Source organism: Actinomyces minihominis (genome assembly GCF_900187855.1).
Classification (GTDB): Bacteria; Actinomycetota; Actinomycetes; order Actinomycetales; family Actinomycetaceae; genus Scrofimicrobium; species Scrofimicrobium minihominis.
This window is the reverse complement of record NZ_FYEG01000001.1, coordinates 116,274-133,996: the sequence shown is the minus strand read 5'-3', so window position 1 is coordinate 133,996 and position 17,723 is coordinate 116,274. Positions and strand designations below refer to the sequence as shown.

The window sequence follows — 17,723 nt, the reverse complement described above, 5'->3', positions numbered from 1 at the left end:
TTCTCCACGACCACCGTTTGAAGTTACGCAATGGAGCGACATGACGATACCAGAGACAGTCACGCTGGTTGACCCGGCACTGATGCCGCAGGAAGACCCCGGAGGGGAAGCGAAGCCTGGAAAGCGCGCTGCCAACAGAGGTTCCAAGGCTGTGTCACGCAGGCAGGCCCGTGCAGGGTGGGCGTTCGTAGCTCCCTTCACACTCGCATTTATACTGGTGTTCCTCATCCCCATCGGGGTGGCTATCAAACAGTCCTTCACCCGAAAGGTTCCCGTCGGTGGTGGCGCCTTCGGGGGTGGGGGGACCGTCGACTCCTTCGTAGGGTTCGAGAACTACGCCTACGTCATCACCAACGACTCGTTCTGGAGTGGCATCGGGCGCGTAGTGCTCTACGCCCTGTTCCAGATTCCCGTCATGATCATCATGGCCCTCGTCCTCGCCCTCCTCATTGACTCCTTGGTCATCAAGAGGGTGGCCATTTTCCGCCTGGGTAACTTCCTTCCCTACGCCATTCCCGGCATCGTCGCCGCAATGGTGTGGCTCTACCTCTACACTCCCGAGATCTCCCCCCTGGTCAAGGGACTTGCAGACATCGGCATCAACGCCGACTTCATGTCCCCCTCGATGATGCTGCTCTCGATGGCCAACATGACCACCTGGACCTACACCGGCTACAACATGCTCATCTTCCTGGCGGCCCTTCAGGCTATCCCCAAGGATCTTTATGAGGCCGCCCGCCTCGACGGTGCAACCGGGTGGCAGGTGACGTGGTACGTCAAGATCCCCATGGTTTCAAGCGCGGCGCTCCTAGCGGTCCTGCTCTCTATCATCGGCACCATCCAGCTGTTCAATGAGCCCACGGTGATGCAGACCGTCAACTCGTGGATGGGCATGGATTACACCCCGATGACGATGGCTTACAACACCATGATGGGATCGATCACCCCCTCGGGTGACGGCCCCGCATCAGCCATCTCTATCGTCATGGCCCTGATTGCCGGCTCACTTGCGGCGGTTTACGCCCTGGCGCAGAGGAAGGTTTCCCGATGACCACTCCCGTTGCAGTTTCCGTCAGCGAAGATGAAGTCACAGAGCCCATCAAGCCTGTGAAGAAGGCCAGAAAGTCGGCGCGCAGCGAAGAGTGGGATAACATCCCAAGCTCGATGCGGCCCCCCAGGTGGGTCAAGATCATCACCATGGCCGCCCTCATCTTTGCCCTGGTTTACTTCCTCATGCCCATCATCTGGGTCATGTTTGCCTCCACCAAGACCAACTCGCAGCTTCTAACCAGCTCAGGTTTCTGGTTTGGAGACCAGATCAATATCGCCGCCAACTACAACACCCTGATGGAGTGGACCCAGGGGCTCTTCTGGCGCTGGGTCGGCAACTCGCTGTTCTACTCCACCTTCGCCGGAGTGGTGGGAACCCTTATCTCCGTCGCCGCGGGCTACGGAATGGCGAAGTTCGCCTTCCCGGGCCGCGGGGTCACCATGGGGTTCATCATGGGCGGACTGCTCATGCCCGTCGCTCTCCTGACCATTCCCCTCTATATCGTCTTCCACAACATGGGCATCACCAACACAATGTGGGCGATCATCATTCCGTCCTGTGTCTCACCGTTCGGCGTCTTCCTCGGACGGGTCTACGCGGAGACATCGGTTCCCACCGAACTGATTGAGGCGGCCAGGATCGACGGAGCCTCCGAGGCCAGGATCTTCTTCACGATGGTTCTGCGGCTTCTGGCCCCCGCGATGGTGACGATCTTCCTCTTCATCTTCGTGGCGACCTGGAACAACTTCCTGCTGCCCCTCATGATGGTTGCGACCTCGGAGATCCGTCCGGTCACGCTGGGCCTTTACGGAATGATGTCCTACTTTGCCCCTCCCAAGGGTGCTGTCATGATGGGCGCTCTGCTGGGCGTGATCCCACTGATCATCCTGTTCCTAGGTCTGCAGAAGTTCTGGCAGTCGGGTTTGGCAGCAGGTTCAGTTAAGGGGTAACCCACCGCACCTCGGAAGGGTAAAAGGTTAGTAGCAGGGACAAAAAGGTGAGCTTCGAACTAGAACAACTGTCAGACCCAACCGTGGTTGCCGTGGGGCGGATGGAGCCGCACTCTGATCACCGCTGGTTCGCCACGGCAGAAGAGATGATAACCGGGGTGAGTAGCTTCGAGCAGTCGCTCGACGGGCGGTGGAGGTTCTTCTACGCCACCACCCCCGAGGGGAAGCCCAACGGCTACCAGTTGCCCGACCATGATGATCACCTTTGGGATGAGATCGCGGTTCCCGGGCACATCCAACTGGCTGGATACGACAGCCCCCAGTACGTCAATGTGCAGTATCCCTGGGACGGACTCCAGGACATTCGGCCCCCGCAGGTCCCGCCCCGGTTCAACCCCACCGCCTGTTACCGCAGGACCTTTACTCTTGACCCTGCGCTTGCGGCCCAGTGGGTTCGCGGCAACCGGGTGACGATTACCTTCGACGGGGCCGAGAGTGCCCTGGAAGTTTGGCTCAACGGCCACTACGTCGGCTACGGCGAGGATTCCTTCACCCCCTCTGAGTTCGATATCTCCGACCTGCTTGTCGAGGGGGAGAATCTGCTCGCGGTGACGGTCTACAAGTGGTGCTCGGGATCCTGGCTTGAAGATCAGGATTTCTTTCGCTTTTCGGGACTTTTCCGTTCGGTTCACCTGCGGGCCTACCCGGCGGTTCATGTCCGTGACGTTCGCGTCGGGACTCACCTCGGTGAGGATCTAAGTTCGGCGCGGGTTGACATTGCCGTGGATGTTGAGGGCGAAGGTTTCGTTCGGGCCCACCTGGCGGGATCACCAATGGAGGATGATGGCCAGGGAAACTTTGCCCTCGTCCTTCGCGAACCCCGCATGTGGAGCGCGGAGGACCCCCACCTCTACGAGGGGTATCTCGAGGTCTTGGACGCCGACGAAACGGTCATTGAGTTCATCCCGCTTCGTGTCGGTGTACGCCGGTTTGCAGTCGAGGACGGTCTACTCAAGATCAACGGGCAGCGGGTGGTTTTCCGAGGCGTCAATCGGCACGAGTTTGGCGAGAATGGTCGCGTTTTTACGCGGGAGGAAACCGAGGTCGATCTGCGTCTGCTGAAGCAGGTGGGGGCCAACGCCATCCGGACCAGCCACTATCCCAACAACTCCTTCTTCTATGAACTGTGCGATGAGTACGGCTTCTACGTCATCGATGAGATGAACGTGGAAACGCACGGCCTGTGGGAGGACATCAAGTTTGGGGGGCGCGCCCTGGAGGACGCGGTCCCGGGGGATAACCCCGACTGGCTACCGGCCCTGCTGGACCGGGCCGCCAACATGTACGAGAGGGACAAGAACCATCCCAGCGTGGTGATGTGGTCTCTCGGGAATGAGTCCCTGGGTGGGTTGAACTTCCTAAAGACCGCAGATTACCTTCGCAAACTCGACAGTCGTCCCATCCACTACGAGGGGGTGGCTTGGGACGACCGCCATCCGCAGTCCACGGATGTCCATTCCGAGATGTACAGGCCCGCGGCCGAAGTTGAAGAACACCTCCGGGAGAACCGCGAGAAGCCGATGATCCTCTGCGAGTTCGCTCATGCCATGGGTAACTCTTTTGGGGCGGTCGATCGCTACATGGACCTTGCCTATAGGGAACCCCTCTTCCAGGGTGGTTTCATCTGGGACTTCGCAGACCAGGCACTGCCTGCCGTTTCGTCCAGTGGGACCTCCTACCTCGGGTACGGGGGTGATTTCGGAGATCGGCCCCACGACGCTGAGTTCTGCGGGAACGGCATCTTCTTCGCAGACCGCAGCCCGACGCCCAGAACACAGGAGGTCAAGTACCTGTACCAGGGGATCCACTGCGCCATTGAGGACGGCGCGGTAACAGTGACCAATCGATTCAACTTCACTTCGACCTCCGCCTTTGATGCGGTGGTGACGGTCGCGGAAGAGGGGCGGGTCATTGCCGAGGCCGAGTTCCCAACCGATGTCGCACCGGGGGCGTCAGCTTCCTATCAACTTCCCGTCTGGGCTCCCTTTGAAGAGGGCGAGTATACGGTGGATGTCTCCTTCCGTCTCCGAGAGAAGACAGTTTGGGGCGCACCTGGTTTTGAGGTGGCGCGCGAGCAGGCAGTCATCTTGGTGGGGGACGGTTCCCGGCGACAGAAAACAGCGCCCGTTCCGACCCTGATCAATGGAATCCACAACATTGGGGTGCAGGGAGAGAGGTTCCATGCGCTCTTCTCACGCCTCTACGGCGGCCTGGTTTCCTACCGTTACGGAACAGAACCTGGGGCGCGCCCCGAGCTGCTGGACCGGATCCCGATGCCCAACTTCTGGCATGCTCCGACCTCGAATGAGCGCGCCTGGCACGCCCCGTTCGAAGACGGGCAGTGGCTTCTGGCTTCCAGGTACGCCAAGTTTGTGCCGGGACCGACCAACCCCGAGGTGGTTGAAGACCACGGTCTTATCCGCGTCACCTACACCTACCTTCTTCCTACATTCCCCTCCACTTCGTGCACGGTTGAGTACTCGGTGGCGGGGGACGGGCACATCGATGTGGTTTTGCGCCTCGATCCTGCCGGGGAAATGGGCGACCTCCCGGAGTTTGGGATGATCTTCACATGCCCTCCTGAACTGGAGAGTCTGCGCTGGTACGGCGAGGGAGCAGCCGAGAGCCAGCAGGACAGACGGGGTGGCGCATTTCTCGGGGTTTACGAGGCCGATGTGACCTCCCAACTCACGCCCTACCTGCGTCCTCAGGAAGCAGGCAACCACACCGGGGTGCGCTGGGCTGAAATCACCGGAGCAACGGGTGCGGGACTGCGCTTTTCCAGTGTGACCCCCATGGAGCTCTCAGCCCTACCCTGGTCGCCGTTTGAAGTAGAGAACGCGGCACATCACCACGAGTTGCCACCGGTCAGTCACACCTACCTGCGACCCGCACTTCAGCGTAGGGGCGTAGCCGGAGATGATACGTGGGGGGCTCGCCCCCACCCCGAGTACCTGGTGGGAACCACGGAGCCCCTGGAGTTCCGCTTTGGCTTCCAGGGGCTCGAGTAGGTAGTGGTCGGAAACTACTTACTTCTTGAGAAGTAAACAGCTAGCGACTGAGGTTCCATGGCCTCCTTGCCGCCAATGGCAATGACTTCACCCTGCTCCAGAGCCTTCTCGGCCTGTTCGATTCCCCCGTGAGCGGGGGTTGGCCAGGATGTGTCAGCCACCAGTACCCACTCGTTGCCGTGGCTCTCAGGCAGGGTGATTTTTGCAGTGTTCAGGGTGCCATTGACAACGACAAGTGCGTCCACATCACCCAGGAACCGGCCCGAACGACGCATCTGGAAGATGCGGTTCTTCGCCTGCGACCAACCGTCATTACTCATGGGCTCGCCCTTGCGGTTGAACCAGGAAACATCGGGCAGCGTGTCGCCAGCGATGACTGAGCCGTGGGCGAAGGTGGTGGGGCGCATCACGGGGTGCAACCTCCGAAGGGCAATGAGGTACTTGGACCAGGAGAGTAAGTCCTCCTGCGACTCATCAAGCTCCCAGTCGACCCAGGAGATAGGGGAGTCCTGGCAGTAGGCGTTGTTGTTGCCGTACTGGGTACGACCGAACTCATCCCCGGCTGTGATCATGGGTGTCCCTGCGGAAACCAGCAGGGTGGTGAGCAGGTTGCGCCTCGACCTCTCACGAACATAAGACAGCTCCTCAACCACACCCGTTGAATCCGCCAGGTCGGGGTTCATGAGGAAGGCGGCAGGGGTGCCTTCAACCCCGTGGTTCCAGGAGTGGTTGTTGTTGGTGCCATCCTGGTTATTCTCCAGGTTTGCCATGTTGTGCTTGTGGTTGTAGGCAGTGAGGTCGGCAAGTGTGAATCCATCGTGCGCCGTCAGGAAGTTGACCGAAGCGAGTGGTCCCCGCTTCGCACCGGAGCGCCAGCCGAACATATCCGCGGAACCGGACAGTCGGGTGGCGAGATCATTGGGTCCTGAGACGGGACGACCGGCTGACTGCTGCTGGAAGTCAGTGAGCCAGAACTTACGGATGGAATCGCGGTAGCGGTCATTCCACTCTCCGAAGGGAATGGGGAAGTTGCCGGTCTGCCAGCCACCCATTCCCAGATCCCACGGCTCGGCAAACAGCTTGACATCGCGCAACACGGGGTCTGCGGCAGCCGCCACCAGGAAGGGGTGGAAATCCGTGTAGCCGGTATCAAGGCGTCCCAGGCTGACCGCGAGATCGAAGCGGAAACCATCCACCCCCATGTGTTCAACCCAGTAGCGCAGTGAGTCCAGTGTCATCTGCACAACCTTCTCCTCGGAGAAGTTCAGCGTGTTTCCACAGCCGGTGTCATCAATCATGTGGCGGGGGCGGTCCTTAACCCTGCGGTAGTACATGAGAGAGTCCAAACCCCTCCAGCACAGGGTCGGTCCGGAGTCCCCGCCCTCACAGGTGTGGTTGTAGACCACGTCAAGTACGACCTCAAGGCCGGCGTTGTGCAGTAGTGAGACCATGCCGCGGAACTCATCAACAACCGCCTGTGGGCCGGCCGCCTGAGACGCAGCGGTGGCGAACGACGGTTCGGGGGCGAAGAAAGCCAGTGTCGAGTAGCCCCAGTAGTTGGTTAGACCCCGATCGGTCAGGAAGGGCTCATCCATCTTGGCGTGAACGGGCAGCAGCTCAAGGGTGGTGACGCCGAGTGATTTGATGTACTCGATTGCTGCCGGGTGGGCGAGGCCGGCGTACGTGCCCCGCAGCTCCTCGGGAAGCCCGGGAAGGTTCTTTGTGAACCCCTTGACGTGCAGTTCGTAAAGCACGACCTTGTCCCCGTCGATGCGGGGCCGGGGGGAAACGGAGAAGTTACTACTGACAACAGCGGAGGCCGGGGCAAAGAGAGCCGAGTTCAGGTTTGATTGAGCCAGCGGGTAGGTTGTCGGATACATCTCATGATCGACGTGGTGGGCGTGCAGGGCGGCGCTCAGCTCAGGTGAGCCCACAACTGCCCGTCCGTACGGATCAATGAGGAACTTGGAGGGGTTGTAGTAGAGGCCCGCATCGGGATCCCATGTCCCGAATGCCCTGAACCCATAGATCGTTCCGGCCCCCTTGCCATCGAGGTGACCGTGCCAGATGCCCTGAACCGGGCCCCTCAGAGTCCAGCGCTGCTCCCGGCGCTCCGCGCCCTCTCCGGAGATAACACAGAAGTCAACCGCTGATGCGTGTGGCGCAACCACCGAGATATCCAGGCCGCCCGAGGGGTTTTCCCAGACTCCGATCCGGTTGGGGTTCGGGTTGGCCGCCGGAATCGGGGTCGACGAGGGCAGTATTACGGTCTCGTTGGGGCGGTTGGCAAAGGTTGGTGTCATGTCATTCCGCTCGGTAAGTACAGGTGGACTGCCATTCTAAGACGCAGCGCTCAACTCTCTAATCTTGCCCCAGTTTTTCGCTTCAAGCGCCAGATCTCACGAACTATCAGACATTCGTGCGTGGCAGACTGGAGTCATGAGAATCGTTGTGTGCGTGAAGCACGTTCCTGACGCTGACTCGGATCGGCGTATCGAAGAGGGACGTCTGGTTCGGGGTGAGGACGATGTCCTCAATGAACTTGATGAGTATGCCATTGAGGCCGCTGTTTCCACGGTAGAGGAGCTGGGCGGAGAGGTCATCGCGCTGACCATGGGGCCCGAAGAATCCGAGGATGCGCTGGTACGAGCCCTGCAGATGGGGGCTGATCGCGCCGTCCTCGTCACGGATGAGGCTCTGGCGGGTGCGGATGCACTCGGGACCGCTCGCGTTCTCGCGGCTGTAGTGGCGGCGCTTGCGGGTGAAGAACCGGTTGACATGGTGATCACCGGTATGGCCAGCCTCGACGGTATGACCTCGATGGTGGCCCCCGCGATGGCAACCCACCTGGGCTGGCCCCTGCTCGACCTCGCACACAGTATGCAGGTCGAAGGTGGTTCGCCGGCGGCTGTGACGATTGAGCGTAGGGCGGACGGAAATGAAGATGTCCTGCGGTCCGCGACCCCCGTTGTTGTGTCGGTGACCGACCAGATTAACGAGCCTCGCTACCCGTCATTTAAAGAGCTACGTGCCGCACGCTCCAAGCCCCTTGATGTCTGGGAGGTAGATGAGCTTGCTGAGGCCGGGATTGACCTGGATGGCATCACGCTGAGTTCCATCGAGGTGCTCGCTGCCGACCCGAAGCTTCGTGAAGCCGGGGTGGTTGTGACGGACTCGGGGGACGCGGGACGGTTGCTTGCCGAGTTCATTACCGATCGAGTAGAGCTGTAGGGGAGCGCAATGGAACTCATTACCCAGCCCATTCTGGTCCTGGTTGAAAATGACAGGACCGAGTCTGTCCCCACACTTTCCGCGGCATCCTCGAAGCTGCTGCACCTTGCCTCCACCCTGACCGAGGGGCCGGTGGTTGCACTTAGTGTTTCCCCGGAGGTCGACGAAGAGGGATGCCGCGCTGGCGGAGCCCAAACAGTCTATGTTCCGCAAGCAAGCGGCTACTCGCCCGCGGTTCCCGCGGCGGTCGCTGATGTAGCGCGGATAGCGCTCACCCAGCTTGGTAACTCGGGCGCTGTCCTCACTACCTCGAACTACCTGGGTAGGGCTGTAACCGCCATGCTGTCTGCCACCTCGGCAGCGGGTGGGGCCGTTGATGTTTCGAGCCTGCGTGTCGATGACGGGCGTATCGTCGCTGAGAAGTCGGCGTTGGGTGGATCGTGGGCGACTGCCTTCCATGTCACTCATGGGTTCCCCGTGCTTGCTCTGAACTCCGGTGTTGGGCCTGATGAGGGTCCGGCCGGTGAGGGAGTGGTGGTGCCAATCGCCGCTGAACTTTCGCCAGGAGCCCTCGGGGTTGAGGTTGTTTCAACTCGGAGTGAGCCTAAGGGGACCCGCATCAGTCTTGGTGACGCGGATGTCGTCGTGGTTGGTGGCCGGGGTGTTGACGGTGACTTCACGCTGGTGGAGCAGCTGGCTGATGCCCTCGGTGGCGCGGTTGGTGCAACACGGGTTGCCTGCGATGAGGGCTGGGTGGAGCGTTCCGCGCAGATTGGCCAGACAGGCGTTACGGTTGCGCCCAAGCTTTACATCGGGCTGGGTGTGTCGGGGGCCGTTCACCATACCTGCGGCATGCTCGGATCCGAGGTGATCGTGGCCGTGGTTGACGACCCGGATGCCCCGATTCTAGAGCTGGCGGATTTCGCTGTGGTCGGTGACCTCAACGAGGTCGTACCGCAGCTTCTTGAGACCTTCGAGCAGCTCGGCTAAACCCGAGCATCAACGAGATATCCGATGGTGCCGGTCTACCTGGATCATGCTGCGACCACCCCGATGCGGGAGTCTGCGCGGCTCGCCTGGTTTGAGACCGCGGAGAAGCTGTCGAGCACACCCGGTAACCCCAGTTCTCTACATGCCGGGGGTAGGGCTGCTCGGCTGCTCCTGGAGGATGCCCGTGAGCGCCTTGCGGTGGCCCTGGGTGCCGAGCGACCCGAGGTGATTTTCACCTCGGGTGCTACAGAGTCTGCGGCGCTTGGAGTAACCGGCGGCGCCCGCTCGGTCCGTGATCAGGGCGTGAGTTCGGGGGGAACTAGCAGGTGGATCTGGCTGACCTCGGCGGTGGAGCACCCGGCGGTACGGGAGCAGAAGGTTGCCCTGCAGGCATTCGGGATAGCGCAGGAGGTCATTCCTGTCGATAGCCGAGGTGTCATTGAACTGGAGGGGCTCGAGGGCCTTGTCGGTGAGCGCAGGCTAGCACTGGCGTCCGCGGGTCTGGTCTGTTCGGAGACCGGGGTGGTCCAACCTCTTTCCGAACTGGTGTCATGGGTGCGAGAGTTCGCGCCTCTCGCACGGGTCCACTCCGATGCCACCCAGGCCGTCGGAAACCTCCAACTATCGTTTGCGCAGCTTGATCTCGACCTTCTCACCCTCGGTGGACACAAGTTTGGGGCACCGGTCGGTACGGGGGCGCTGCTTGTGAAGCGCGGGGTCAACCTGGTTACTGACAGACCCGGTGGGGGACACGAAAGTGGCAGACGGTCCGGTACCCCCGATGTCGCAGGGGCGGTTGCATTGAGCATTGCCGCGGAAGAGGCGGTGGCAGAGGTGGCTGAGCGCGCCGAAAAGGCGAAGCAGCACCGTGATTACCTGGTTTCCCATCTTCCACGGGGTGTCACGCTGACCACCTCCGCCAACACAGTGCCCTCAATCGTGCACCTGAGCCTTCCGACGTCCCACCCGGAGGTTCTACTCCTGGAAATGGACCGCCAGGGGGTTCATGTCTCGGCCGGCTCCGCCTGTCACGCCGGTGTCACCAGACCCTCCTCGGTTCTGCTGGCCATGGGAAGGGACGACCGCGAGGCGCGAGGGGTCCTGCGGGTCTCGCTGGGGAAAACAACTACTACGGGCGATATCGATGCGTTCCTTGGTGCGCTGCCGCACGCCCTCGAACAGGCCCAGCGCATGGATCGGTTTGACAGCAGGTAGTCTGCGCAACCTGGTTGCAGTTAACTTTAGAAAGACAGAGAAAAGAGGTGGGCGGTGAGGGTACTCGCGGCTCTTTCAGGCGGGGTGGATTCAGCGGTTGCCGCCGCGCTGGCTGTCGAGGCCGGCCACGATGTCACAGCTGTTCATATGGCACTGTCGAGCGAACCGCAGGCATGTCGCGTGGGTTCGCGGGGCTGCTGTTCCCTCGAGGACTCACAGGATGCCGCGCGGGCAGCCGAAATCATGGGGATTCCCTACTATGTCTGGGATCTCTCACAGCAGTTTGAGGACGCTGTGATTGACGACTTTCTTAGTGAGTACCGGGCCGGGCACACCCCGAACCCCTGTGTGCGCTGCAACGAGTTCGTTAAGTTTAGAGAGTTGCTAGAGCGAGGTCTCGCCCTCGGTTTCGATGCGGTCTGCACCGGTCATTACGCCAAGCTCATTCACGGAGAATCGGGCCCGGAGCTGCACCGGGGCAACGATGAATTGAAGGATCAGAGCTATGTCCTGGCGGTGATGGGTAGCGAGGACCTCTCACACGTGCTCCTCCCGCTCGGTGAAGCTCCGGACAAAGCCTGGGTTCGTGAGCAGGCGGAACTTCGTGGACTGGGGGTATCAAACAAGCCGGATTCCTATGACATTTGCTTTATCCCAGACGGTGACACGGGCGGGTTCCTTGAGAGGCACCTGGGCTCCGCCCCGGGCGACATCGTTGATACCGAGGGCAACGTCCTCGGTGAGCATGATGGGTACTACCGCTTCACTATTGGTCAGCGTAAGGGACTGCGCATTGGTCGCCCCTCGGAATCGGGTCGGCCCAGGTACGTCCTCGAGACCGATCCCTCCACCAACACGGTTGTGGTGGGTGAATCGACGCTTCTCTCGGTTGACACCATCACCACCCGCAACCTGGTGTGGCAGTCGGGTCCATCCGAACTGGAAGTGAACCAGGAAGCCCAGGTTGCCTTTGGGGCGACGATGGGGGGGCGGGGACTGAACGAAGTGCCTTCCGAGGTACTGACCGCCCAAATCCGAGCCCACGGAACACCGTCTGTGATCACCTCCGTACAGGTGGTCGAGGGCGCCGGGGAGCACCTGGTGGTTACGCTTGCGGAGCCGATTCGGGGGGTCGCCCCGGGCCAGTCGCTAGTCCTCTACCGGGGGTCGAGAGTGGTCGCCGAGGGTACGATAGCGTCCTCGACAAGGGTGGGAAGCAGGCTGGCGCCATCAGCGGCACCGGTGCCTGCATAACTCGACATCAACCGAGATTGCACTGCGCGACACGCCCGAGACGGGAGCATTGGGGCCGAAGCGGGTCTCCGGTGGCGTGAATCTCGTAACAGGAAGTTGGCGCCGACTGGAAAACCGTGCCAAACTATCCAAGCTGCCCTGCGAAAGTAGGGTGCGCCGGAATGTTATCTACGCACTCGGTTGGGACTGTTCAACAGCCCCCTCGAGAGTGGAAAATAGCAGGAAGGTAAGGCCCGGGTACCAGAGCCTGGCCGACGGGAATACTCCACAACCCAGCTTTCAACAGGAAGCATTCTTAGTGTGCAGCCGCTTGCGGCTGTTCACAGAAACCAGGGTTCAAGACGTGGGAAAAACAAGTCGGCTTTAGCGGATCCCGGCGCCAGAGTTCTTTAGACAAGACACTTGGCCCAACCAGAGCCAATCTGGGTGCCGCAATAGTGTGTGTCCGATTTTGGACACGCCCGAATGCGGGGGTCGGTGGAAGAAAATCTGTACGAGAAGAGGTAGACGGCATGGCGGGACAAAAGATCCGCATCCGGCTGAAGTCGTATGACCACGAGGTCATCGATAGCTCTGCGCGCAAGATTGTAGATACTGTGCAGCGTGCCGGCGCCACTGTTGTGGGGCCAGTACCGCTTCCGACCGAGAAGAACGTTTTTGTCGTTATTCGGTCGCCACATAAGTACAAGGACAGCCGCGAGCAGTTCGAGATGCGCACGCACAAGCGGCTCATCGACATCATTGATCCCACGCCTAAGGCCGTCGACTCGCTCATGCGACTCGATCTGCCTGCAGACGTGAACATCGAAATCAAGCTCTGAGGACATCGGAATGACTACTGACACCAAGACTGCGGCCCTACTCGGCCGTAAGCTCGGCATGACCCAGGTCTGGGATGAGAACGGCAAGGTCGTTCCCCTGACGGTCGTGCAGGTTGGCAAGAACGTCGTTACTCAGGTGCGTACCGAAGAGAACGACGGATACAACGCCGTCCAGATCGGCTTTGAGGACATTGATCCTCGCCGCGTGACCAAGCCCCTGCTTGGCCACTTTGAAAAGGCTGGAGTCGCCCCTAAGCGTCACCTCGCTGAGTTCCGCACCAAGGGTGCCACAGAGTTCGCTCTGGGTTCCGAACTGGCTGCGGATACCTTTGAGGTTGGTGCCAAGGTTGACGTTTCCGGCAACACCAAGGGTAAGGGCTTCGCAGGTGTGATGAAGCGTCACGGCTTCGCCGGTGGCCCTGCATCCCACGGTGCCCACAAGATCCACCGCAAGCCCGGTTCAATCGGCGCATGCTCCACACCGGGTCGAATCTTCAAGGGACAGCGCATGGCCGGCCGTATGGGTGGCGACAAGCGCACGGTTCAGAACCTGACTATTCAGGGTGTTGACACCGACCGCGGTCTCCTGCTGATCAAGGGCGCCATCCCCGGCCCTCGCAAGGCCGTTGTTATGGTACGTACCGCTGCAAAGGGGGCCTAAGCGATGGAACAGAACATCAAGCTAGGTGAAGACCGGACTCTTCCGGTATTTGACGCCGAAGGCGCAAAGACGAAGGCAACTGTTGTCCTGCCGGGTTCAATCTTTGACGTCGCGTTGAACATCCCCCTGATTCACCAGGTCGTTGAGGCGCAGCGTGCAGCAGCACGCCAGGGCACCCACGCGACCAAGACCCGCGCAGAGGTTTCTGGCGGCGGCAAGAAGCCGTGGCGCCAGAAGGGTACCGGCCGGGCTCGTCAGGGTTCGATCCGCGCACCGCAGTGGAAGGGTGGTGGCGTCGTACACGGCCCGCAGCCCCGTGACTACTCGCAGCGCACCCCCAAGAAGATGATCGCAGGCGCACTGCGTTCCGCACTGTCGGATCGCGCCCGTACCGACGCGATCTACGTCTTCTCGGCACTGGTTTCCTCAGATGTACCGTCAACCAAGGCTGCTATTGCAACCCTGGCTGCAGTCACTGACGCCAAGAAGGTCCTGATCGTCATTGATCGCGACCAGGATCTGGCAGAGGTCACGGCACGTTCCTTCAAGAACATTGAAGGTGTACACATCGTGTGGGCTGACCAGCTGAACACCTACGACGTGGTTGATTCAGATCGCGTTGTGTTCACGGAAGCTGCGCTCAACTCCTACGTGGAGCGCGTCAACAATGCTCGCGCCCGTGTTGGTGCAGGCGTTGAGAAGGAGGACGACAAGTGAGCCTCGAATCAACCAAGAATCCGCGCGATATCATCCTGAAGCCAGTGGTGACCGAAAAGTCCTCACTTCTCCAGGACATCGGTAAGTACACTTTCGAAGTTGACCCACGAGCCAACAAGACTGAGATCAAGAACGCGATCGAAGAGGTCTTTGGCGTCAAGGTTGAGAAGGTTGCTACTCAGAACCGCCAGGGTAAGGCATTCCGCCGTCGTGATGGTATTGGCCGTCGCAAGGATGTCAAGCGCGCAATCGTCACTGTCCGCGAAGGTTCCATCGACATTTTCGGTCAGTCCGGGATCTAAGGCGCAGGGGTAGAGGAAAATGGCAATTCGCAAATATAATCCGACGACTCCTGGTCGTCGCCACGGCAGCGTCTCGGACTTCTCCGAGATCACCCGTTCGCACCCCGAGAAGTCGCTGGTTCGCCCTCTGAGCAAGAGTGGTGGCCGCAACTCATACGGTCGTATCACCTCACGTCACCGCGGTGGCGGTCACAAGAGGGCCTACCGTCTGATTGACTTCAAGCGCAATGACAAAGACGGCGTACCGGCACGCATTGCTCACATTGAGTACGACCCGAACCGCACTGCGAACATCGCACTGCTGCACTACGCAGACGGCGAGAAGCGCTACATCATTGCACCTCAGGGTGTAAAGGTTGGCCAGGTTGTCGAGAGCGGCCCGAAGGCCGACATCAAGGTTGGTAACAACCTGCCGATGCGCAACATCCCCCTCGGTACCGTGATCCACTCAGTGGAGCTCAACCCCGGCCAGGGTGCTCGCCTCGCTCGTTCAGCTGGTTCTTCGATCCAGCTGGTCGCTAAGGAAGGTCGCTTTGCACAGCTGCGTCTTCCCTCCGGTGAAATCCGCAACGTTGACATGGATTGCCGTGCAACCGTGGGTTCCGTCGGAAACGCAGAGCAGGCAAACATCTCGCTTGGTAAGGCTGGTCGTGCTCGCTGGAAGGGTCAGCGTCCCAAGGTTCGTGGTGTTGCTATGAACCCGGTCGATCACCCACATGGTGGTGGCGAAGGCCGTACTTCGGGTGGTCGTCACCCGGTTAGCCCGTGGGGCAAGCCGGAGGGTCGTACCCGTCGTCCGAACAAGCCGAGTGACAAGTTGATCGTCCGCCGCCGTCGCACGGGCAAGAAGCGCTGATAGGGAGCTGGACACATGCCACGTAGTTTGAAGAAGGGTCCCTACGTAGACCCGAGCTTGCAGAAGAAGGTTGACGAGCAGGTAGAAAAGGGAACCAAGCAGGTCATCAAGACCTGGTCCCGCCGCTCGATGATCACCCCGGATTTCTTGGGTCTGACCTTCGCAGTCCATGACGGCCGTCGTCACGTTCCGGTTTACGTAACGGAGTCGATGGTTGGACACAAACTCGGAGAGTTCGCGCCAACGCGTACTTTCCGCAGCCACGTGAAGGACGACCGTAAGGGCCGGCGCCGCTAGGCGCTGGGGAAGCAAGGAGCTAGAAGATGGAAGCCAAGGCGAAGGCGCGCTACGTTCGCGTCACGCCGCAGAAGGCACGACGGGTCGTTAACGAGGTCCGTGGAAAGTCCTTCCTGGCGGCAGCCGATATGCTGCAGTTCGCACCCCAGCGTGTAGCCCGCGATGTCAACAAGATCCTGCATTCGGCAGTTGCCAATGCCAAGGTCATTGCTGACAAGAACGGCGAAAGCATTCAGGATGCCGACCTGTGGGTTCTCGAGACCTATGTCGATGAGGGCCCGACTATGAAGCGTTTCCAGCCGCGTGCCCAGGGCCGCGCCGGAACGATTCTGAAGCGCACCAGCCACATCACCGTGGTTGTTGGAACTAAAGATGAGAAGAGAGGGGATCGCTAGATGGGCCAGAAGGTAAACCCCACTGGTTTCCGCCTGGGGATCACCACCGAACACCGTTCGCGGTGGTTCTCGGACTCGACCACCAAGGGTCAGCGCTACAGCGACTATGTTGACGAGGACGTGAAGATCCGCGAGGTTCTTTCCGATGGCCTCGAGCGCGCAGGTATCTCCAAGGTTGAGATCGAGCGTACTCGCGACCGTGTCCGTGTTGACTTGCACACCGCTCGTCCGGGCATTGTTATCGGGCGTCGTGGCGCCGAGGCTGATCGCCTCCGCCAGGACCTCGAGAAGCTCACCGGCAAGCAGGTTCAGCTGAACATTCTTGAGGTCAAGAACCCCGAGATCGATGCCCAGCTGGTTGCCCAGGGTGTTGCCGAGCAGCTCGCGGCTCGCGTGTCTTTCCGACGCGCCATGCGTAAGGCAATCCAGTCCGCACAGCGTGCCGGCGCCAAGGGCATTCGTGTCCAGTGCTCCGGTCGTCTGGGTGGTGCTGAGATGTCACGCAGCGAGTTCTACCGCGAGGGTCGTGTACCCCTGCAGACGCTGCGCGCCAACATTGATTACGGCTTCTTCGAAGCCCGCACCACCTTCGGCCGCATCGGCGTGAAGGTATGGATCTACAAGGGTGACATGACCGAACGTGAGTTCGCTCGTGCCCAGGCTGAGCAGGCTAACCGCGGTGGTAACCGTCGCGGGGATCGTCGTGGCCCGGGTCGTCGTGGTGGACGTGGGGAAGGCGCAGAACGCGCTCCTCGCAACGCCGGTCAGAACACCGAGGCTGCCGACCAGGTTGCATCCGTTGACGCGGACATGCAGGCTCCGGTCGCTGAGACCGCTACGGAGGCCTGAGGCAGATGCTGATTCCCCGTCGAGTAAAGTACCGCAAGCAGCACCGTCCAAACCGTAAGGGTATGGCTAAGGGCGGCACCGAGCTGCACTTCGGTGACTTCGGTATCCAGGCTCTCGAGCACGCTTACCTGACCAACCGTCAGATTGAAGCAGCTCGTATTGCCATGACCCGTCACATCAAGCGTGGTGGCAAGGTCTGGATCAACGTGTTCCCGGATCGCCCCCTGACCAAGAAGCCTGCTGAAACCCGCATGGGTTCCGGTAAGGGTTCACCCGAATGGTGGGTTGCCCCGATCAAGCCCGGTCGAATCATTTTCGAACTGGGTGGTGTTTCGGAGCCCCTGGCACGCGAGGCAATGCGTCGCGCGCGCCACAAGCTTCCAATGAAGACCCGTTTCGTAGTCCGTGAGGGTGTGGAGAACTGATGGCTGACAACGTATTGACCACAGCGGATCTGGACGCCATGGATGACGCCGCGCTTCGCAAGGAGCTCGAGCGCGCCAAGGCCGAACTGTTCAACCTGCGTTTCTCGCAGGCTGTCGGTGGTCTAGAAGATTCCGGTCGCATGAAGGCAGTTCGCAAGAACATCGCCCGCATTTACACCATTGCACGTGAGCGTGAACTTGGTTTCCGCACGGCGCCCGGTAGCGAGGATTAGAAGAGATGGCAGATTCAACTGCTGCTGAGCGTAATCAGCGCAAGGTTCGCCGAGGCATTGTCTCGAGCGACAAGATGGACAAAACCGTCGTTGTGGTCCTTGAGGACCGCATCAAGCACCCGCTGTACGGCAAGGTGCTTCGCAAGACCGTCAAGGTCAAGGCGCACGACGAAAACAACGAATGCGGCGTGGGCGACCTCGTCCGCATCATGGAGACCCGACCGCTGTCAGCCACGAAACACTGGCGAGTAGTCGAGATCCTGGAAAAGGCAAAGTAGTGAGGTGGGCCAAAGGAAGTCTCCTTTGGCCCTACCTTGCACTAGCATTTTCCAAGCAACCAAATCCGTTCGGCCAGGCTCTCCGGTTTACCGGAGAGAACCAGCACGACGACAGGAGTCATAAGGA

At 60.5% G+C, this 17,723-nt stretch carries 19 protein-coding genes; 18 read left to right on the top strand and 1 reads right to left on the bottom strand.

Annotation, left to right across the window (positions count from 1 at the left end; all coding sequences use genetic code 11):
* The first annotated feature begins 82 nt into the window (after positions 1-82).
* The 3 genes from CS903_RS00660 to lacZ all read left to right on the top strand — a co-directional run bounded on the left by CS903_RS00660 (position 83) and on the right by lacZ (position 5,072).
* Entirely contained in the window at positions 83-1,051 is a 969-nt protein-coding gene (locus tag CS903_RS00660; protein ID WP_099331873.1) for a carbohydrate ABC transporter permease, read from the top strand.
* Between the two features lie 113 nt (positions 1,052-1,164).
* Positions 1,165-2,001: a carbohydrate ABC transporter permease gene (locus CS903_RS00655; RefSeq protein WP_242491703.1), complete on the top strand. Its 837-nt coding sequence runs from the start codon at positions 1,165-1,167 to the stop codon at positions 1,999-2,001.
* 47 nt (positions 2,002-2,048) lie between these two features.
* A complete protein-coding gene (gene lacZ, locus CS903_RS00650) occupies positions 2,049-5,072 on the top strand; it encodes a beta-galactosidase, LacZ type (RefSeq protein ID WP_099331624.1) in 3,024 nt (1,007 codons plus the stop codon).
* Between the two features lie 14 nt (positions 5,073-5,086).
* Here lacZ and glgX read toward each other — a convergent pair whose 3' ends face one another.
* Entirely contained in the window at positions 5,087-7,375 is a 2,289-nt protein-coding gene (glgX, locus tag CS903_RS00645; RefSeq protein ID WP_099331623.1) for a glycogen debranching protein GlgX, read from the bottom strand.
* Positions 7,376-7,511: 136 nt separating this feature from the next.
* Here glgX and CS903_RS00640 point away from each other — a divergent pair, with 136 nt between their 5' ends.
* The 15 genes from CS903_RS00640 (at position 7,512) to rpsQ (ending at position 17,596) form a co-directional block, all read left to right on the top strand.
* Positions 7,512-8,303, top strand: a complete 792-nt coding sequence (locus CS903_RS00640; RefSeq protein WP_099331622.1) for an electron transfer flavoprotein subunit beta/FixA family protein — start codon at positions 7,512-7,514, stop codon at positions 8,301-8,303.
* Between the two features lie 9 nt (positions 8,304-8,312).
* Positions 8,313-9,293, top strand: coding sequence for an electron transfer flavoprotein subunit alpha/FixB family protein (locus CS903_RS00635; RefSeq protein WP_099331621.1), 981 nt, complete (start codon positions 8,313-8,315; stop codon positions 9,291-9,293).
* A gap of 24 nt (positions 9,294-9,317) precedes the next feature.
* Positions 9,318-10,508: a cysteine desulfurase family protein gene (locus CS903_RS00630; RefSeq protein ID WP_242491678.1), complete on the top strand. Its 1,191-nt coding sequence runs from the start codon at positions 9,318-9,320 to the stop codon at positions 10,506-10,508.
* Between the two features lie 54 nt (positions 10,509-10,562).
* On the top strand, positions 10,563-11,762 hold the full coding sequence (gene mnmA, locus CS903_RS00625) for a tRNA 2-thiouridine(34) synthase MnmA (protein ID WP_099331620.1): 1,200 nt from the start codon (positions 10,563-10,565) through the stop codon (positions 11,760-11,762).
* A gap of 512 nt (positions 11,763-12,274) precedes the next feature.
* Positions 12,275-12,583 carry a 30S ribosomal protein S10 gene (rpsJ, locus tag CS903_RS00620; RefSeq protein WP_009408775.1) on the top strand — a complete coding sequence of 103 codons (309 nt, stop codon included), beginning with the start codon at positions 12,275-12,277 and terminating at the stop codon, positions 12,581-12,583.
* Positions 12,584-12,593: 10 nt separating this feature from the next.
* A complete protein-coding gene (rplC, locus tag CS903_RS00615; protein ID WP_099331619.1) occupies positions 12,594-13,244 on the top strand; it encodes a 50S ribosomal protein L3 in 651 nt (216 codons plus the stop codon).
* Positions 13,245-13,247: 3 nt separating this feature from the next.
* Positions 13,248-13,961 (top strand): 50S ribosomal protein L4, encoded by a 714-nt coding sequence (gene rplD / locus CS903_RS00610; protein ID WP_099331618.1) that lies wholly within the window; start codon positions 13,248-13,250, stop codon positions 13,959-13,961.
* The gene (gene rplW, locus CS903_RS00605) at positions 13,958-14,263 is read left to right on the top strand and encodes a 50S ribosomal protein L23 (RefSeq protein ID WP_099331617.1); all 306 of its coding nucleotides are present in this window, start codon (positions 13,958-13,960) and stop codon (positions 14,261-14,263) included. The genes rplD and rplW overlap by 4 nt, the downstream gene beginning before the upstream one ends.
* A gap of 19 nt (positions 14,264-14,282) precedes the next feature.
* Positions 14,283-15,119 (top strand): 50S ribosomal protein L2, encoded by an 837-nt coding sequence (rplB, locus tag CS903_RS00600; protein WP_099331616.1) that lies wholly within the window; start codon positions 14,283-14,285, stop codon positions 15,117-15,119.
* Positions 15,120-15,134: 15 nt separating this feature from the next.
* Positions 15,135-15,416 carry a 30S ribosomal protein S19 gene (gene rpsS / locus CS903_RS00595; RefSeq protein ID WP_099331615.1) on the top strand — a complete coding sequence of 94 codons (282 nt, stop codon included), beginning with the start codon at positions 15,135-15,137 and terminating at the stop codon, positions 15,414-15,416.
* 26 nt (positions 15,417-15,442) lie between these two features.
* Positions 15,443-15,811, top strand: coding sequence for a 50S ribosomal protein L22 (rplV, locus tag CS903_RS00590; protein WP_099331614.1), 369 nt, complete (start codon positions 15,443-15,445; stop codon positions 15,809-15,811).
* The gene (gene rpsC / locus CS903_RS00585; RefSeq protein ID WP_099331613.1) at positions 15,812-16,660 is read left to right on the top strand and encodes a 30S ribosomal protein S3; all 849 of its coding nucleotides are present in this window, start codon (positions 15,812-15,814) and stop codon (positions 16,658-16,660) included.
* A 5-nt stretch (positions 16,661-16,665) separates the two neighbouring features.
* Positions 16,666-17,085, top strand: coding sequence for a 50S ribosomal protein L16 (gene rplP / locus CS903_RS00580; RefSeq protein WP_099331612.1), 420 nt, complete (start codon positions 16,666-16,668; stop codon positions 17,083-17,085).
* The gene (gene rpmC, locus CS903_RS00575; protein ID WP_099331611.1) at positions 17,085-17,318 is read left to right on the top strand and encodes a 50S ribosomal protein L29; all 234 of its coding nucleotides are present in this window, start codon (positions 17,085-17,087) and stop codon (positions 17,316-17,318) included. Before rplP ends, rpmC begins: the two co-directional genes overlap by 1 nt.
* Before the next feature lie 5 nt (positions 17,319-17,323).
* A complete protein-coding gene (gene rpsQ / locus CS903_RS00570) occupies positions 17,324-17,596 on the top strand; it encodes a 30S ribosomal protein S17 (RefSeq protein ID WP_099331610.1) in 273 nt (90 codons plus the stop codon).
* The last annotated feature ends 127 nt before the right edge of the window (positions 17,597-17,723 follow it).

Excerpts from the sequence above, each read along its gene's own strand:
- CS903_RS00660 (WP_099331873.1), top strand. The coding sequence starts at position 83 with ATGCCGCAGGAAGACCCCGGAGGGGAAGCGAAGCCTGGAAAGCGCGCT.
- CS903_RS00655 (WP_242491703.1), top strand. The coding sequence starts at position 1,165 with ATGCGGCCCCCCAGGTGGGTCAAGATCATCACCATGGCCGCCCTCATC.
- glgX (WP_099331623.1), bottom strand. The coding sequence starts at position 7,375 with ATGACACCAACCTTTGCCAACCGCCCCAACGAGACCGTAATACTGCCC.
- CS903_RS00640 (WP_099331622.1), top strand. The coding sequence starts at position 7,512 with ATGAGAATCGTTGTGTGCGTGAAGCACGTTCCTGACGCTGACTCGGAT.
- CS903_RS00635 (WP_099331621.1), top strand. The coding sequence starts at position 8,313 with ATGGAACTCATTACCCAGCCCATTCTGGTCCTGGTTGAAAATGACAGG.
- CS903_RS00630 (WP_242491678.1), top strand. The coding sequence starts at position 9,318 with ATGGTGCCGGTCTACCTGGATCATGCTGCGACCACCCCGATGCGGGAG.
- rpsJ (WP_009408775.1), top strand. The coding sequence starts at position 12,275 with ATGGCGGGACAAAAGATCCGCATCCGGCTGAAGTCGTATGACCACGAG.
- rplC (WP_099331619.1), top strand. The coding sequence starts at position 12,594 with ATGACTACTGACACCAAGACTGCGGCCCTACTCGGCCGTAAGCTCGGC.
- rplD (WP_099331618.1), top strand. The coding sequence starts at position 13,248 with ATGGAACAGAACATCAAGCTAGGTGAAGACCGGACTCTTCCGGTATTT.
- rplB (WP_099331616.1), top strand. The coding sequence starts at position 14,283 with ATGGCAATTCGCAAATATAATCCGACGACTCCTGGTCGTCGCCACGGC.
- rpsS (WP_099331615.1), top strand. The coding sequence starts at position 15,135 with ATGCCACGTAGTTTGAAGAAGGGTCCCTACGTAGACCCGAGCTTGCAG.
- rplV (WP_099331614.1), top strand. The coding sequence starts at position 15,443 with ATGGAAGCCAAGGCGAAGGCGCGCTACGTTCGCGTCACGCCGCAGAAG.
- rpsC (WP_099331613.1), top strand. The coding sequence starts at position 15,812 with ATGGGCCAGAAGGTAAACCCCACTGGTTTCCGCCTGGGGATCACCACC.
- rplP (WP_099331612.1), top strand. The coding sequence starts at position 16,666 with ATGCTGATTCCCCGTCGAGTAAAGTACCGCAAGCAGCACCGTCCAAAC.
- rpmC (WP_099331611.1), top strand. The coding sequence starts at position 17,085 with ATGGCTGACAACGTATTGACCACAGCGGATCTGGACGCCATGGATGAC.
- rpsQ (WP_099331610.1), top strand. The coding sequence starts at position 17,324 with ATGGCAGATTCAACTGCTGCTGAGCGTAATCAGCGCAAGGTTCGCCGA.